Source organism: Sphingobium sp. RSMS, from assembly GCF_005406185.4.
Taxonomy (GTDB): Bacteria; Pseudomonadota; Alphaproteobacteria; order Sphingomonadales; family Sphingomonadaceae; genus Sphingobium; species Sphingobium fuliginis.
This window is the reverse complement of record NZ_CM191257.1, coordinates 2,829,741-2,844,402: the sequence shown is the minus strand read 5'-3', so window position 1 is coordinate 2,844,402 and position 14,662 is coordinate 2,829,741. Positions and strand designations below refer to the sequence as shown.

General features: G+C 66.8%; 17 protein-coding genes and 1 tRNA gene. 4 read left to right on the top strand and 14 right to left on the bottom strand.

Annotated features, from left to right (window positions below; all coding sequences use genetic code 11):
- Position 1 precedes the first annotated feature (1 nt).
- Together EGM87_RS13735 and EGM87_RS13730 are read left to right on the top strand one after the other, a co-directional pair.
- On the top strand, positions 2-244 hold the full coding sequence (locus tag EGM87_RS13735) for a DUF2312 domain-containing protein (RefSeq protein ID WP_137710135.1): 243 nt from the start codon (positions 2-4) through the stop codon (positions 242-244).
- A 100-nt stretch (positions 245-344) separates the two neighbouring features.
- On the top strand, positions 345-530 hold the full coding sequence (locus EGM87_RS13730) for a helix-turn-helix transcriptional regulator (RefSeq protein WP_253719081.1): 186 nt from the start codon (positions 345-347) through the stop codon (positions 528-530).
- Positions 531-532: 2 nt separating this feature from the next.
- On the opposite strand, the gene EGM87_RS13725 is transcribed toward EGM87_RS13730, so the two are convergent.
- Both EGM87_RS13725 and EGM87_RS13720 read right to left on the bottom strand, forming a co-directional pair.
- On the bottom strand, positions 533-1,879 hold the full coding sequence (locus tag EGM87_RS13725) for a tyrosine-type recombinase/integrase (protein WP_137710137.1): 1,347 nt from the start codon (positions 1,877-1,879) through the stop codon (positions 533-535).
- Between the two features lie 152 nt (positions 1,880-2,031).
- A tRNA-Ser gene (locus tag EGM87_RS13720) sits at positions 2,032-2,123 on the bottom strand.
- A gap of 231 nt (positions 2,124-2,354) precedes the next feature.
- Here EGM87_RS13720 and EGM87_RS13715 point away from each other — a divergent pair.
- A complete protein-coding gene (locus tag EGM87_RS13715; RefSeq protein WP_137710138.1) occupies positions 2,355-3,167 on the top strand; it encodes a DUF1134 domain-containing protein in 813 nt (270 codons plus the stop codon).
- Positions 3,168-3,304: 137 nt separating this feature from the next.
- Here EGM87_RS13715 and dinB read toward each other — a convergent pair whose 3' ends face one another.
- Genes dinB through EGM87_RS13695 form a run of 4 tightly spaced genes read right to left on the bottom strand, consistent with a single transcriptional unit; the run spans position 3,305 to position 6,009 of the window.
- Positions 3,305-4,384, bottom strand: coding sequence for a DNA polymerase IV (gene dinB, locus EGM87_RS13710; RefSeq protein ID WP_025547895.1), 1,080 nt, complete (start codon positions 4,382-4,384; stop codon positions 3,305-3,307).
- 52 nt (positions 4,385-4,436) lie between these two features.
- Complete coding sequence (locus EGM87_RS13705) at positions 4,437-4,976, bottom strand: hypothetical protein (protein WP_048578234.1); 540 nt, start codon at positions 4,974-4,976, stop codon at positions 4,437-4,439.
- Complete coding sequence (locus tag EGM87_RS13700) at positions 4,973-5,497, bottom strand: YceD family protein (protein WP_137710139.1); 525 nt, start codon at positions 5,495-5,497, stop codon at positions 4,973-4,975. The genes EGM87_RS13705 and EGM87_RS13700 overlap by 4 nt, the downstream gene beginning before the upstream one ends.
- Positions 5,494-6,009, bottom strand: a complete 516-nt coding sequence (locus tag EGM87_RS13695; protein ID WP_044662835.1) for a ubiquinol-cytochrome C chaperone family protein — start codon at positions 6,007-6,009, stop codon at positions 5,494-5,496. The genes EGM87_RS13700 and EGM87_RS13695 overlap by 4 nt, the downstream gene beginning before the upstream one ends.
- A gap of 88 nt (positions 6,010-6,097) precedes the next feature.
- Between EGM87_RS13695 and EGM87_RS13690 the strand changes: the two genes are divergently transcribed.
- Positions 6,098-6,667 carry an outer membrane protein assembly factor BamE gene (locus EGM87_RS13690; RefSeq protein WP_037481813.1) on the top strand — a complete coding sequence of 190 codons (570 nt, stop codon included), beginning with the start codon at positions 6,098-6,100 and terminating at the stop codon, positions 6,665-6,667.
- Positions 6,668-6,857: 190 nt separating this feature from the next.
- On the opposite strand, the gene EGM87_RS13685 is transcribed toward EGM87_RS13690, so the two are convergent.
- From EGM87_RS13685 to EGM87_RS13650, 8 genes are all read right to left on the bottom strand, one after another.
- A complete protein-coding gene (locus EGM87_RS13685) occupies positions 6,858-7,736 on the bottom strand; it encodes an NAD-dependent epimerase/dehydratase family protein (protein ID WP_137710140.1) in 879 nt (292 codons plus the stop codon).
- The gene (locus EGM87_RS13680) at positions 7,733-8,716 is read right to left on the bottom strand and encodes an ATP-grasp domain-containing protein (RefSeq protein WP_137710141.1); all 984 of its coding nucleotides are present in this window, start codon (positions 8,714-8,716) and stop codon (positions 7,733-7,735) included. The genes EGM87_RS13685 and EGM87_RS13680 overlap by 4 nt, the downstream gene beginning before the upstream one ends.
- Positions 8,713-9,429, bottom strand: a complete 717-nt coding sequence (locus EGM87_RS13675; protein ID WP_137710142.1) for a metallophosphoesterase family protein — start codon at positions 9,427-9,429, stop codon at positions 8,713-8,715. The genes EGM87_RS13680 and EGM87_RS13675 overlap by 4 nt, the downstream gene beginning before the upstream one ends.
- Complete coding sequence (locus tag EGM87_RS13670; RefSeq protein ID WP_137710143.1) at positions 9,420-10,556, bottom strand: glycosyltransferase family 4 protein; 1,137 nt, start codon at positions 10,554-10,556, stop codon at positions 9,420-9,422. Before EGM87_RS13670 ends, EGM87_RS13675 begins: the two co-directional genes overlap by 10 nt.
- Before the next feature lies 1 nt (position 10,557).
- Complete coding sequence (locus EGM87_RS13665; protein ID WP_137710144.1) at positions 10,558-11,421, bottom strand: sulfotransferase domain-containing protein; 864 nt, start codon at positions 11,419-11,421, stop codon at positions 10,558-10,560.
- Positions 11,418-12,554 (bottom strand): glycosyltransferase family 4 protein, encoded by a 1,137-nt coding sequence (locus EGM87_RS13660; protein WP_048577220.1) that lies wholly within the window; start codon positions 12,552-12,554, stop codon positions 11,418-11,420. The genes EGM87_RS13665 and EGM87_RS13660 overlap by 4 nt, the downstream gene beginning before the upstream one ends.
- Positions 12,555-12,688: 134 nt before the next feature.
- Positions 12,689-13,840 (bottom strand): outer membrane beta-barrel protein, encoded by a 1,152-nt coding sequence (locus tag EGM87_RS13655; RefSeq protein WP_235600810.1) that lies wholly within the window; start codon positions 13,838-13,840, stop codon positions 12,689-12,691.
- Positions 13,841-13,926: 86 nt separating this feature from the next.
- The gene (locus EGM87_RS13650; RefSeq protein ID WP_025550778.1) at positions 13,927-14,502 is read right to left on the bottom strand and encodes a polysaccharide biosynthesis/export family protein; all 576 of its coding nucleotides are present in this window, start codon (positions 14,500-14,502) and stop codon (positions 13,927-13,929) included.
- Positions 14,503-14,662: the final 160 nt, after the last annotated feature.

The window sequence follows — 14,662 nt, the reverse complement described above, 5'->3', positions numbered from 1 at the left end:
CATGTCCGAAGGCAATGCAGCTGCTGAACAACTCCGCCTCTTCATTGAGCGCATCGAGCGCCTGGAAGATGAGAAGAAGGGCATAGGGGACGACATCAAGGACGTCTACCTGGAGGCCAAAGCCAATGGCTACGACGTCAAGGCGATGCGTGATATCGTCCGCATCCGCAAGATCGAGCGCAATGCCCGCATGGAGCATGAGTCGATCGTCGACACCTACAAATCCGCCTTGGGCATCGAATGATGATCAAAGGCCTGATCCGCGTCCTCTTCATCGTCGCCGGGTTGCTGGCGATCCCCTTCATCATCGCACGCGCCCTCGCCAGCGCGCAGGGAGAAAGCCGTTGACTGACCAAGCACCCGAACGCTTCCTACGGATCAGTGATGTCGTCGCCCGCACGGCCCTATCCCGATCGCATATCTATGCGCTTGTCGGCCGCGACCAGTTTCCTGCCCCGCGCAAGCTGGGCGCGAAATGTTCCCGATGGATCGAAAGCGAGGTGGATGCCTGGATCAGCAAGGCATCCTGACCCTATCGACCGGGCCGACCAGGCCCGGTCGCTGCCCATCGGATCGGCTGACCGATGTGGACCTGGGGCGGCCACATATCTGCCAGCAGAATGTTGGCCCATTCGCAGGCCAGTTCCCGCCGCCTCGCCATATAGGCGGCCCGATTATATGCCCCTTCCGACTCGGACGTTCCCTGCGGGATATGCGCCAGCATCAGGTCAATGATCGCGCGATCGGGCGATGCCCCGGTATGGCCGCTTTCTCGCCATTGCCGCTCCACCCGTTCATTCATGATGGTCGAGAAGGCCGAACGGAAGCCGTGCGGGACGTGCCGCTGGAAATACCCCGCGCGGATCAGCAGGGCGCGCAGGGTGTTTTCGCTCATCGGCTTGTGCGGATGTCTGTCGGTCGGAAAGACTAGGTCCAAATCGCCGGTCAGCGGCATCATGGCCTGGATCACCGCCACCGCCTGCGGTGACAGTGGCACCAGATGATCCCCTTCGATTTCCGCCTTGCGATCCTTGTCGCCCTTCATGCGGCGCGCGGGGATGCGCCATAGCGGCTCCTTACCGTCCAGCCCTTCGAATTCCGCCCAGCGCGCGCCATGCAGTTCGTTCGGCCGCACCGCCGTCAACGCGATCAGCCGCAATGCCAGCTTTGTTGGCGCGCGGCATCGCTCTGCCTCGCAATTTATTAGCAGCTGGCGCAGGTCATCCAGCTTCGTGATGGCTGGCTGCGGTTTCGCCTTGGGCTTCTTAGGCAACGCGATCGACAGGCTTGCCGCCGGATCAGCGATCCCGCGCCCCGTCGCCAGGGCATAAACGAATATCGCGCTGATCCGCTGGCGCGTCCTGTGCGCCGTCTCCACTGCGCCGCGCCCCGCGATGCCCTGCAACAGCTTCAGCACCATCGGGGCGGTGATGTCTTCGATCGGCAAATGACCGATCTGGGCGAAGACCTCCGTTTCCAGATTGTCGAGGACATCCTTGGTGTGGACCTTGGACCAGCGCCCCTTCTGCAACTCATGCCATTCGCGGCCGATGGCGCCGAAGGTCGGCCTGGTGTCGGCCACCGGCGCGGCGCGCTGGAACAGATCGACGGGCTTCGGCTCATTGCCCTTGGCAAGCAGCGTCTTCGCGACGTCCCGCGCCTCGCGCGCGTCCTTCAGCGATATCGCCGGATAGCTGCCGATCGTCAGAGTCTTTTGGATCGGCTTGCCCTGAGCGTTGCGGCCATATTGATAATTCATGCGCCAAGTGCGACCACCGGCGGTGGAGACGTGCAGATATAGCTGCTCGCCATCGGTCAGCTTGTAGGATTTCTCGGCCGCCCGCGCATTGCGCACCTTCGCGTCCGTCAGTGCCCCCATACCATATTCCTCGACTCACATACCATGAATCACGCCATATGGCAGATCAGCTACATGAGAACAAATCGGGATCGCTGTGGACTAATTACGCGGAGAAAACGCCCAGATTTGCGGGGTTTCTTGCGTCGTCTGGACTGTTCAAGAGAGAAAGGTGGCGGAGACGGAGGGATTCGAACCCTCGGTAGCCCCTTAAGGCTACGACGGTTTAGCAAACCGCTGGTTTCAGCCACTCACCCACGTCTCCGCACGAATTTGCCCACCGGATGAGGTGAGCAGTGGCTAGATGTCGGCCTATAGCGGCGGGTTTCATGCATGGCAACGGTCCGCAGCGGAGAAAAATCACCCGAATTCCGAAAAAGCGGATTCGGACTGGCGCGGAATCGACTCGGGTCGCCGTTCGTTCATTGTCGTTTCAGCTTGTTCCCCGATAATCTGAAATATGGTTGAAGAGCGGGTTCTTTGGGGAGTAGCGGGCATGATCGGGATTTTGCGGCGGTTTTCGGGCCGCGCTGCACGGGCGGGCGCTTTGGCGGCCGCGCTGGGCGGCATCACGCTGGCGCCGGTCGCACAGGCGCAGGTGCGCACCGTCGACCCCAATAGCGCCATCGATTCCGATCTGGCCCCCGTGCCGCAGCAGGGCGGCAGCACGCCCGCCGATCCCGGTGTGGACCCCAATGCGCAGCCGGGGAGCAGCGCGCCCGCCGACAGCGGCGCACCCTATAATCCGCCGCCGGTCAATTCGGGCGCGACCGCAACTGGCGCGCCGGTGACGGCCAATTCTCCGCCGGCGGCGATCTCCCCCAGCGATTCCTACCAGGAAGACGATCTGATCGGCGCGGCCGAAGGGGTGTTCGGCAAGGGGGCGGAAGGGCTGGCCGGGATCATCGAGAAGATCCTGAAGGACCAGGGCCGCCCCAATGCCTATATCGCCGGGCGCGAAGCGTCGGGCGCGTTCGTCGTCGGCCTGCGCTATGGGTCCGGCACCCTCAATCACAAGGTAGAGGGCAAGCGGGAGGTATATTGGACCGGCCCGTCCATCGGCTTCGACGTGGGCGGCAACGCGGCGAACACCTTCGTGCTCGTCTATAATCTCTATGACACGCAGGACCTTTACCATCGCTTCCCGGCGGCGGAGGGCACCGCCTATCTGGTGGGCGGCTTCACCGCCAGCTACCTGCGTTGGGGCAGCGTGGTGCTGATCCCGATCCGGTTAGGCGTGGGCTATCGGCTGGGGGTCAATGCCGGTTACATGAAGTTCACCGAGAAGCGGAACTGGCTGCCCTTCTGACGGCCCGGGGACAAGTGCTGGTTTTTACGAAGCCAGCCGCGACCTTCTCCCCTTTCTCCTCCACCACCGCCTTGGGTGGCGGTCCCATCCTCCATCTTTCGATAAGGAGGATTTGGGGGATTCGCTCCTGCCGCCCTCTAAAGGGAGAGGTTGAGCTGCTCGCCGGCCTCTTCCGGCTCCTCATGATCCAGATTGTGCACGCCCAGCCCGAGCAGCCTGGCCCCCATGCGCAGCGGCAACTGGGCCCGCAGCAGCGCCCGGCCCGTCTGCGCCAACAGGTCGGGCGAGCGCACCGGTCCGCCGAAGCTTTTCGACCGGGTGATGATCCTGAAATCCGCGAACTTGACCTTGAGCACCACCGTCCGGCCATAGGCGCCGCTCTTTTCGATGCGGCCCCAGAGATTTTCCGCGATCCGGTCCAGTTCCGTGATCAGCGCTTCCTCCGTCACCAGATCGTCGAAGAAGGTATCCTCGACGCTTACGGATTTGCGTTCCTGCCGCTCATGTACCGGGCGGTCGTCCTCGCCCCGCGATGCGCGATAGTAGAATAGCGCCGCGCTGCCGAAATGATGCTGGAGAAAGGCAAGGTCGCGGGCGCGCAGATCGGCGCCCGTCTCAATGCCCAAGGCCTGCATCCGCTTCGCCGTGACCGGCCCCACGCCATGGATGCGCCGCACCGGCATCTTTGCGATGAAGGCCGCGCCGTCCTCCGGCCGTACGACGCAGATGCCATCGGGCTTGTTCTGGTCCGACGCCAGCTTGGCGATCAGCTTGTTGTACGACACCCCAGCCGACGCGGTGAGCCCGGTTTCCTCCCGGATCAGGCGGCGGATTTCCTCCGCTATGCGCGTGGCGGAGGCGATGCCCGGCTTGTTCGACGTGACGTCGAGATAGGCTTCGTCCAGCGACAGCGGCTGGATGATGTCGGTGAAGCGCGAGAATATCTCCCGCACCTGCGCCGACACGCTGCGATAGACCTCGAAACGGGGACGGACGAACAGCAGGTCGGGGCAGAGCCGCCGCGCCCGCGCGCCCGGCATGGCGGAGCGGACGCCATATTTCCGCGCTTCATAGCTGGCCGTGGCGACCACGCCGCGCGGACCGCCGCCGCCAACGGCCAGCGCCTTGCCCCGCAACGAGGGATCGTCGCGCTGCTCGACCGACGCGTAAAAGGCATCCATGTCGATATGGATGATCTTGCGCGGCGGGGTCTCCATGGCCCGCGCTTATGCCACAGGGCGGAAGGGAAGGAAAAGGGGAGGGCGCGCTTCAGCGCCGCAACAGGCGCAGATTGTCGAGCAGCCATTCCAGATGCGCGCGGCTGATCCGGCTCCATACATTATAGGTGCAGCGCTGGCCGCCGACGCGCAGATAAGCAAGGGAATGCAGGCCTTTGCCGCCCGGATTGGCGGCGGGATAGCGCTGCGCGCCCTCCTGCCCATAGCCGGCAAAGGATGGGGCGGGCAGGCGCGCCAGTTCGCGCATATAGGGCCATTGTTCGGTCAGCCTGCGCCGCTGTATCCGCGCATCGGCCCGGTCGTCCGGCAGCAGGCCGGTTCCGGCAAAGCCATAGGCGCTGCGCAGCCCGGGAAGGTCGAAGGCAACGCCCCAGCCGCCGCCGAAGCTGGCCGCGCGCGGCGTCCCCTCCGGATCGCCGGGCGCGGCGAGCGCAAGCGGCGCGCAGGACTGGCGGTTCTCCGCCTTGGCCCATTCGGCGCGGGCTCGCCGTTCCCCGACCAGCGTGGCGGTTTCCGCTGCAAAAGCCGGCATGGCGCCGGACAGCAGGGCCGCCGCCAGCGCCAGCCTCATTTCCTGTCCTTGAGCGACAGCAGCGCGGCGAAGGGGCTGGCCTGCTCCTCGCTCAGCACGCCCGCTTCACGCAGGACTCCGTCGGCTTCCGGAGAGCGCGGATAGGGCGTCATCGCGAGCGCCACCGTTTCGGCCACCGCCTCGCCCATGTCGATGGTGAGGCCGTCGAAACCGATGGTGTCGCAATCCTCGGCGTCCAGCTCCAGTTCGTCGCCTTCGGGCGTCTCTTCCCCCTCCCTGACGAAGCGGAGCAGGAAATCGGTGTCCAGCTTTTCGGGCACCGCGACCCCTGTCGCGACACAGGGCTGGGCTAGGTCCGCGCGCACCCGCCCCCTGGCATAGATCGCGCCATTGTCCTCGTTCAGCGCATAATCCGCCTCCAGCTTATCGAGCGCGAGCAGGTTGAAGCGCTTCGCCAGTGCCTCCCGCTCCGCGGCGTCGGCGGTGATGGTCACCGGCTGGGCATGACGGGCCAGCTGGTCGATTCGGACGGGCCGGGAAAATTCGGGGGCAGCGCTCATCCAAGGTCTCCCGCCATCAGCGCGTCGCGGCTGAGGCAGCCCAGCCTCACCCAGCGCGCGCGCAGATGCGATTCGACATGCGCCAGCGCGTCTGCCGACGGCGCATCGCCGCGATAGAGGTTGCGCGCAATCGCTTCGCTCAGGTCGGCCTCGCCCGACAGCGCCGCGCGATAGGCCGCCAGACGCCCGCCCAGCGCGCTCACCATGCGGCCGATATGCTTGCCGACGACGACGTCGCCAATCCCCTCCTGCCGCAACTGGCCGTCCATGTCGTCCACGAACAACTCGGTCAGCCAGACGCTCTCCTGCGCGGCGCCCAGCGCCTCCAGCCGCATCAGCGCCTGGGCGAGGATGGCGACGATCATGTCGAAGCGGCCGTCCATCGTGTCGGGAACCTGCCCTTCGACATACCAATGGGGCTGGCGTCCCTCCGCGACGATGGCGTTGTAGAGGGTGCGCATCGCGTCCCTGGGATCGCTCGGCGCGAACAGACGCTGGAAGATGCTGGGCATGAGTTTGACTGTTTCCTGGCTGGACCGATCGGCGGCCCCTTGCCGAGGCTCGCGCATTTCCATATTGATCGCCCGGCCGCCCGATGCAATGGCGGCTTTGTTTTTCGGCAAGGTCCGGGGCAAGCCCCCGCAGGAGAAGTTCATGCGCCAGTTCAGCCGCCAATCCCGCAGCGGGCGGATTTTGCTTGGCGCAGGCCTTTGCGCGCTGCTGCTGGGCGCGTCGGGCTGTTCGCGCATCCGCACCCATCAGGGCTATCAGGTCGACAAGCTGCTGGTGGATTCGGTCCAGCCCGGCATCGACAACCGCGCATCGGTGGAGGGGACGCTGGGCCGGCCGAGCTTCGTCGCGCAGTTCGGCGACCAGGACTGGTATTATGTGTCGCGCGACATGCGCTCGCTCGCCTTTTCCAATCCCAAGCCGGTGTCGCAGACCGTGCTGCATGTGCGTTTCGACGCGGCGGGCAATGTCGTGGCGGTGGATCGCATGGGACTGGAGCAGGTCGCGAAAATCTCGCCTTCCGGCGACAAGACGCCGACATTGGGCCGCCATCGCAGCCTGTTCGACGAGATTTTCGGCAATATCGGCGCGGTGGGCGCCGGCGGCATGGGCGGTGCAGGCGGCGGCAGCAACACCGGCGGCGGTCCGAACGGAAGCTAAAGCATCGTGCGCAAAAGTGGGAACCGGTTTTTGCGCTTAAAAGGATGCGACAACAAAAGCTTAGGGCGCCCGGCCTGCATACGATTTAGCGCAGCGCGCTCTGGAAACGACCGGTTCCGGCCGGGCTTGGCTGAGCCCGAACGGTCCTCTTGGGTCGGCAACTGGCCGTCGCGGGCGGCATTCTCCAACCCTACACCTTCATGAGCAGACCATCGGCCAAGCGCATCGGCCGGTAGCCCAATGCCCGCAACCGATCGATGTTGAGGGCGGGAAACCCCCAATCCTGCTCTCTTCCCTCAACCTCATGAACGACCGGCGCACCGGTTTGCCTGGACAGCAGTTGCGCCAGTTCCGCCATGGTCGTGCGGACCCCGCTGCCGACATTGAAAGGCCCTGCCTCCTCATTGCCGAGCAGCAGCAACATGGCCCGCACCACATCGTCGACATGGACAAGGTCGGCTCCGAACCCGCCGCCGCCATGCACGCGGATCGGCCCACCGCTGGCGGCTGCCCCGGCCATCGCGGCCAGCGCGCCGCTTCGCTGGCCCGGCCCATAGACCGATGCCAGCCGCAGCGTCTGGAGCAGCACATCCTCCCCCCGGCAGCGTTCCGCCGCATAGATTTCCTGCGCGACCTTCGAACCGAGATAATAGCCCCTGCTGCCGGGAAAGAGGGGCGCATGTTCGTCCGGAGGCTGGGGAGCCGGCGCATAGGCATTGGCGCTGCTCGCCTGCATGATCCGCCGCACACCTGCCCGGATCGCCCCGTCGGCCAGTTTCAGCGTGCCGAGCGCGTTGATCCGCCAGCAACGCTCCGCTTCCGCCGGGTCGCCATGATCGGACGGGATATGTGCGGCGAGATGGACCAGCGCCGTGCAGCCGGAGAAATCCACCCCCTCGACCGCCATCAGGTCGAGAAACGCCCATTCATCCGCCGGATCGGCTTCCGGCGGCGGTCGGCGGCCGAGATGACGGACGCGCCAGCCGGCGCGGCGCGCGGCGGGCAGGAAAGCACGGCCGACAAAGCCCGATCCGCCGGTTAGCGCCAGCAGGGGGGCACGGTCGCTCATCGCACCCTGTCGATGCGCTCCTGCGGCACGAACATCTCGTCCCAATAGCGCAGGATCACCCCCGGCCGCACCGGCGGCTGCACGATGGGGGTGGCGTGGAGCAGTTTCCGCACGCACATCTCCACCTCGTTGAAGCCCGCCATGGCGCGCAGCGGCGTCGTGCCGGAAAATCGGGCGTTGATCTCGAACACGCGGGGCGTGCCGTCGGCATCGGTGCGGAACTGGAAATTGGCGGGGCCATGGGGTTGCAGCGCCCGCCCCAGCGTCCGCACCTGCGCGTTCAGTTCCGGATAATCGGCAATATAGGCGCGATAGGTGTTTCCGTCGCGCAGGTCGCGGCGCATCACGATGGATGCCTGCACCTCGCCGTCGAAGACGAGCGTGCTGGCGGTATATTCGCAATCGGCGCTGCCCACGCATTGCTGCACGACGAGCCCGCCGCGTCCCTCCAGCGCCGACGCCAGTGCGGTGCGGTCATGCACAACCGACACGCCGACCGAGCGCGCACCGATCCGGGGCTTCACCACCAGCGGAAAGCCCGCCTTGTCGATCAGCGCCTCCACCGCTTCCCCATCCTCCGCCGCGGCGGACGCGGGGTGGGGCAGGCCGACGCTTTCGAAGAAGCGCGCCGTTTCCAGCTTGTCGTCCGCTATGGCGATGACGCGGGGATCGCTGACCAGCACATGCGTGCCGAACAGCGCCTCCAGCCGGCGCCGCTCCGCCGCGAACCAGGACAGTTCCACATCGGTGCCGACCAGCACCACGTCCGGCCGCTCCCGGTCCAGCAACTGGTGGATGCGGTCGCCAAAGGCCGGATCGTCGGCAAAGGGCAGGCGATAGGCGGCCTCGGCCCAGTAGAGGCCCGCGGAAAGCGGATTGGGATCGGCCGCGATCACATGGCAGCCCAGCGCCGATTGCCGCAGCGACTTGATGATGCCCTGTCCCAGCACCGCGCCGGCTCCGGTGACGAGGACCTTCATGCGAAGAACCGGCAGAGCCGCTCCTGCGTGGCGGGGGACAGGGTGGTGGCGCGGATGGCGTGCATCTGGTCCTCCGGATCGAAATCGATGTCGCGGCTTTCGACGGTCACAAAATCTCCCCTGACTTCGATCATCGCCCATTTGGGCGTCCGGTCCCCATCGTCGCGCGGCTGGCCGAGCGAGGCGAGGGTGAAGATGGTGGCGGCGGCGCAATCATAGCGGCGATGCCGGTGAACATGGCCGAACAGGCCATAAAGGAACCCTCGCGCCGCGAGCGCGGCGGCGGCTTCCTCCGCCTCCTGCGCCGAGCGGATATAGCGCCAGTCCCCATAGTCGAAGGGATTGGCATGGGCGGCGAACAGTGGCCCCAGCGACCAGCTTTCCCTCCAGTCGAAGGCCGCCATGCCGCCCGGCGGGATATGGGCGGCGGTCCAGTCGACGCTTTCGCGCAGCCAGTCGGGCAGGGCAGCGCGATAGCTCTCTGCGGCGGGCGATCCCCTGTAGAGCATGTCGTGATTGCCGCTGATCAGGATCGCGCCGTCCCGCGCCGCCGCGCCCTGCACCAGTTCCAGCGTTTCCAGCGGCTGCACGCCATAGGTCAGCAGGTCGCCCAGGATCAGCATCCGGTCGAACCCCTCCCGCCGCGCGGCGGTAAGGGCCAGTTGCAGCGGGTCGCTGGCCGCATGGATGTCGGTCAGCGCGGCTATTCGCATGGCGACACCGGCCGGGCCAAAGGGGGCGGGGCGAAGCGGAGACGGCGGGCTTGGATCAGTTCCCGGTACAGGTCGAGATGCGCCGCCGCGCAGTTTTCGATGGAGAAGCGCCGGGCGACCCGCAGAGCGCCCTGCGACAGCGCGGCGTAGCGGGCGTCGTCGCCCAGCACATCCGCCATGGCCAGCGCCAGCGCGGCGGGATCGGAGGGCGGGACGAGCTGACCGTTGACGCCGGGCGAGACCATTTCCCGGTTGCCCGCCACCGCAGTCGCGACGATGGGCAGGCCGCTCATCGCGGCCTCTATCATCGCGATGGGAAAGCCTTCCCACAGCGAGCAGTTCACGAACAGGTCCGCCTGCCGCATCAGCGCGTCGACGTCGCTTCGGGCGCCGAGCAGTTCCACCGGTTCTCCAGCCGCCTGCACCGCAAGCCGGCCGAACTCCGGCCCCGCCCCGGCGATGCGGATGCGGGCGGAACGGCCCCGTGCCGCCAGCGCATCCACCAGCGGCCGGGCGGCGCGGAGCAGGGTGGGATAATCCTTCTGCGCCGACACCGTGCCTACGGCGAGGATCATCGGATCGCGACCGGCGGCGGCGCGCGGCTGCCCGGTCCGGAAGCGGGCGCCGGCGGCGTTCAGGATCATGCGGATCGGCTTGCGGGCATGGCCGCGCAGCAGCGTCTCGCACTGGTCGCTGATCGCGACATAGCCGTCGACGATGCAGTTGAAGAGGGCGAAGGCCGACGGAGGAAAGGAGAGGCGGCTGTTATGATGGGTCAGCACCACCGGCACGCCGGGCATGGCCAGGGCGAGGGGGAGGAGCGCGCGGGCGCTATGGGCGTGGATCACATCGGGCCGGATCGTCCGCAAGGCGCGGCGCAGCGCCAGCGCCCCGCCGGGCAGATTGTTGCGATTGGCGAGTCCCAGCGAAAGGGCGGTGGCGCCGCCAGCCCGCACCCGCGCCATCATCGCCGCCTCGGTATCGGGCGCGTTGCCGACCTGCGCGGCGTCGCTCAGCGAAAGGACCGCTGGCTGATGCCCGGCCCCCGCAAAGGCCTCCGCCAGATTGCAGACCAGCATCTCTGCCCCACCGGACGTAAAGCTGGTGATGATCGAACAGATGCGCATATCAGCGCGCCAGATCGACGCCGGTGGCCGCCAGCAGCGCCAGGGCGCGGGGCGACAGGTCGGCGCGGCAGCGTTCCAGCACCAGATCCGCCTGGTCGGGCCTCAGCCACTCGCCGAAGGCGCCCGCCTTGCCGCTGCGCATGCGCAGGCTCTGGTCGTCCTTGCGGTCATAATCATGGCCCGGAATGCCGCTTTCCCGCTCCTTGTCGCGCATCCGGTCGAACTGCGCGGCGGCCACGGCGCGGGCGAGCATGTCGGGCTGCGGCTCGACACCCAGAAAGGCGAGGATGGCTGCGGCGGTCGGCATCGGTTCGGCCAGCATATGCTCATAGCTGATCAGGTGATGCGGTCGCCCCGCCAGCCCCGCCGCCCAGCCGTTCAGATAGCCGGTGAGCGCCGCCATCCCATATTTGGGCTCATCGAGGAAAGCCGCCATGTCGCCGGAAAAGCTATGCTTGTGCCGGGTCGCGTGGAAATAGGCGGACACGATCACGTCGCGCGGATCGCGGACCAGGAACAGGACCGGCCGGTCGAGGAACAGCCGCTTGCGATAGGGCAGGTGGCTGACCAGGATCAGCGGCAGCTCGGCCTCTCCCGCCCGCCCGATGAAGGCGTCGATGCCGCGCACCGGATCGCGGTCGAAATTGGGCAGGATGCGGAAGGTGCTGGTCAGATCGGGCTCGAAGCCCAGCTTCGCGCTTTCCGCGAAATAGCAGGAGAGCAGGTAGCGCAGCCATGTCCGCCCGCTCTTGGGGTAGGACACGAGAAAGGCGTCGGCCCGCGCCGCCGCCAGCCGCAATGGCGGTTCGTCCCGCAGCCGCCGACGCATCGCCCGCGCAAAGCCCTTCAGCGACATCATGTTCATGATCCTGCCCTCACGCGATGATGGTCGAGAATGCTGGTGATGACCGACTGCCAGCGGGCAAGCACCCGATCATGGCCGAAATCGGCCATCCGCTCCCGCGCCGCCTGTCCCAGCGCCGCGCGCCGCGCCGGGTCGGCGCACAATGCCACGATGGCGTCGCCCAGCGCCGCGCCGTCGCCATTGGGCACCAGCAGGCCGCTTCGGCCATGCCCGATCATTTCGGCCGGACCCCATTGGCAATCGAAGGAGACGACCGGCAGGCCCGCGCCCATGGCCTCGCCCACGACGATGCCCCAGCCTTCGAAGCGGGAGGAGAGGACGAACAGGTCGGTCCGGGGAATCCAGTCGCCCGGCCTTTCCGTCACGCCGGGCAGGCTGACCCGACCGGCCAGGCCCAGCCGGTCGCGCTGCCGCTCCAGCGCCGCGCGCTCCGGCCCCTCGCCCCAGATCACCAGCTTCCAGTCGGGAATGCGTTGCGCCACATGGGCAAAGGCGTCCAGCAGCAGGTCGAAGCCCTTTTGCGGCACCAGCCGCCCCACGGCTCCGATAGTGCGGCCGTCCGACCGGCGATCCGGCGCGGCGCCGGCAGGCGGCACCGGATTGGGGATCACCCATCCCTTCACGTCCATGGCGCCCCTGAACCAGTCCATCGCCCCTTGCGTCATGGTGATGAGGCCCACGGCATGCGGATAGGTCATCTGCCGCAGCCGGCTCCAGACCGGCCCTACGGTCTGGAGCGCGGGATTGTTGCGTTCCGACACGATCACGGGGATATGCAGCGACCGCGCAGCCAGCACGGAAAGGATGTTGGTGCGCGTCAGGAAGCTCACGACCAGTTCCGGCCGCACCGCCTTCAACGCCCGCCTCAGCAGCCTCTGCCGCCGCAGCATCGCCAATGCACCGGTCGCGGCGGCGCGCCGGCGGGACTTCATGCCCAGCCTGACGATCCGCACCTCCGGATGATAGGCGTAATAGGAGGGGGCGGACGGCTCCTCGAACACGATCAGGGTGATGCTCCAGCCCTGCGCCGCGAAATGGTTGCACAGCAGGCTGACGATATGTTCCGACCCGCCGGCGCCCAGCCCCGGAAGGACGAAGGCGAGCATGGGTGGCCTGGATGCTCTTACCAGCATGGCGGCGGGGTCCTGTATAATCACGCTGTTATGCGGGGCCAGTGTCTTTGGCGGGCGATCCCAAGTCCATTGCGCGAAGGGGTTAGGGGGTGGCGCTTTGGATCAGTCCTGTCCCACCCCGGCACGGCTGCGCGTCAATAATGGATGCGCAGTTCAAGCCCGGCGCGGGTGCGGTCGAATTCGTCCAGCGCGACGCTGCTGTCGCGTTTGGAAAAGCGCGCTGTCGCCGCGATGGCGACCCGGCGGTTGACGGCATATTCCAGTTCGCCGGTGACGCCATAGAGATTGTCGGTGTCGTCGACGCCGAAATATTTGCTGCGGCGATAGAGAATCCCCAGCCGCCCCCTCAGATTGTGGCGGATTTCCTGGTTTATGCCGAGCCGGAAGCGCATGTCCTCACGCGATTGCACCCCGGTCCTGTAGGTGGCGACATTGCCGACGAAGCCGTCCAGCGTGATGGTGGTGCGCGGGCGAGGGGCATAGGTCAGCCCGATCTGCACCGACATGCGGGTTTGCGATTCGATCCGCCTGTCCTTCGCGTCGAGGCGATAGACGCCCACCGCGGCATCGCCGCGCAGCGTGCCGCCCGGATCGATTGCGATGCCGACCCGGCCGCCATAGGTCGACGCATCGCGGTTGAACTGGCCTGGCACGGGGGCCAGCCGGAAATCGCGATGCGCCGCGACGCCCTCCACGAAGAGGCTCGTCAGCGGCGACACGCGCAGCATCACCCGCGCAAGGCCGCCGACGGCATCCAGGTCGCGCTCCTCGTCTATGGCGCGGGTGTAGCGCATCCGCGCGCCGGTCGCCTTGAACAGAAATCCGATACGCGAACCCTGATGCAGATAGGACAGGTCGCCCTCCACCAGATTGAGTTCGCGCGGGCCGATGCCGGGCAGGGTGTTGCCCTCCGGCTCGCCTCGATCCTCTATGATATGCTGCCAACCGGCGGCGACGTTCAACCGGTCGGCGGCCGACGGGTTCCAGTTCAGCCCGGCCGACAGGCGCCCGCCCACCGCATCTTCCTTGTCATACTGGAAATATTTGCGGAAATCCCCCTCGGCCCGCGCGGTCAGCTCCAGTGCGCCGCCCTTGCGCAGCAGGTCGACATAGGGGCGGACCTGAAGGCGGAAATCGTCCTTCTCGCCAAAGGCCTGGGCATAGATATTGCTGTCATATTCCAGCCGGGCGCTGCCGCCGATCCTGACGGTCGCGCTGCCCAGCGCCAGCGGCGTCGGTTCGAACAGCGCGGCGGGTTCGCCCTGCAAGGGGTCGGAAGCGTCCATGTCCTGCGCCTGGGCGTCAGGCAGGGCAGCCATCAGCAAGAAGGCGGCCGCGCCCCCCGAGGCCGGACCAAATGCCGGGCGGCGCATCAAAACCACTTCTCATAGATGCGCAGCGTGTCGCCCGGCTGGATCATGTCCCGCTCGCCCGCGCGGCCGACCACCTGCCGCCCGTCGACCATGCGGGTGATGGCGACGCTGCCCTGTTCGGCGCGAAAGGTGTATCCGCCCGCAACCGATACCGCCGCCAGCACCGACATGCCCGCGCGATACTGATATTCGCCGGGACTCTTCACCTCGCCCAGCACATAGAAGGGGCGCAGCTTCACCGGCTGCACGCTGACGGTGGGCGCATTGAGCAACTGGCGCTGGGTCAATTGCTGGGCAATGCTGGCCTGCAATTCCGGCACCGTCTTGCCGCCCGCGTCGACATCGCCCAGCACCGGCAGGGAAATCTGTCCCCGATCGTTGATCGTGTAGCTGCTGTCGCCGGAATCGGTCCCGCTGAGGCCCGGAATCGCCACCCGCACCTCATCCCCCGCGCCCAGGCGATAGGCCACGGTCGGCGCGGGCGGAAGGCTGGCCAGGCCCGACAGCCCGCTCGAACAAGCCGTCGTCAGGGCGAAAAGGCCAAGGAAAAGGCCATGATGAAGCCGGTTGCGCATCTGTGTCCCCTCTGGATGGATAGGGCGGGAGTTTAAGCCCTTTGGCTGATTCAGGGGCGGGCAATAACGGCTGGCGGTCGGGCAAAAAGGGGCGAGAGCCGGGGCGCTTTGGGGGTGATACGAAGGAGGCGTGCCTGCCATATCGTGCTCCTGAAGGCAG

Coding starts and splice junctions, on each gene's coding strand:
- EGM87_RS13735 (WP_137710135.1), top strand. CDS start 2: ATGTCCGAAGGCAATGCAGCTGCTGAACAACTCCGCCTCTTCATTGAG.
- EGM87_RS13725 (WP_137710137.1), bottom strand. CDS start 1,879: ATGGGGGCACTGACGGACGCGAAGGTGCGCAATGCGCGGGCGGCCGAG.
- EGM87_RS13715 (WP_137710138.1), top strand. CDS start 2,355: ATGATCGGGATTTTGCGGCGGTTTTCGGGCCGCGCTGCACGGGCGGGC.
- dinB (WP_025547895.1), bottom strand. CDS start 4,384: ATGGAGACCCCGCCGCGCAAGATCATCCATATCGACATGGATGCCTTT.
- EGM87_RS13705 (WP_048578234.1), bottom strand. CDS start 4,976: ATGAGGCTGGCGCTGGCGGCGGCCCTGCTGTCCGGCGCCATGCCGGCT.
- EGM87_RS13700 (WP_137710139.1), bottom strand. CDS start 5,497: ATGAGCGCTGCCCCCGAATTTTCCCGGCCCGTCCGAATCGACCAGCTG.
- EGM87_RS13695 (WP_044662835.1), bottom strand. CDS start 6,009: ATGCCCAGCATCTTCCAGCGTCTGTTCGCGCCGAGCGATCCCAGGGAC.
- EGM87_RS13690 (WP_037481813.1), top strand. CDS start 6,098: ATGGCGGCTTTGTTTTTCGGCAAGGTCCGGGGCAAGCCCCCGCAGGAG.
- EGM87_RS13685 (WP_137710140.1), bottom strand. CDS start 7,736: ATGAGCGACCGTGCCCCCCTGCTGGCGCTAACCGGCGGATCGGGCTTT.
- EGM87_RS13680 (WP_137710141.1), bottom strand. CDS start 8,716: ATGAAGGTCCTCGTCACCGGAGCCGGCGCGGTGCTGGGACAGGGCATC.
- EGM87_RS13675 (WP_137710142.1), bottom strand. CDS start 9,429: ATGCGAATAGCCGCGCTGACCGACATCCATGCGGCCAGCGACCCGCTG.
- EGM87_RS13670 (WP_137710143.1), bottom strand. CDS start 10,556: ATGCGCATCTGTTCGATCATCACCAGCTTTACGTCCGGTGGGGCAGAG.
- EGM87_RS13665 (WP_137710144.1), bottom strand. CDS start 11,421: ATGAACATGATGTCGCTGAAGGGCTTTGCGCGGGCGATGCGTCGGCGG.
- EGM87_RS13660 (WP_048577220.1), bottom strand. CDS start 12,554: ATGCTGGTAAGAGCATCCAGGCCACCCATGCTCGCCTTCGTCCTTCCG.
- EGM87_RS13655 (WP_235600810.1), bottom strand. CDS start 13,840: ATGGACGCTTCCGACCCCTTGCAGGGCGAACCCGCCGCGCTGTTCGAA.
- EGM87_RS13650 (WP_025550778.1), bottom strand. CDS start 14,502: ATGCGCAACCGGCTTCATCATGGCCTTTTCCTTGGCCTTTTCGCCCTG.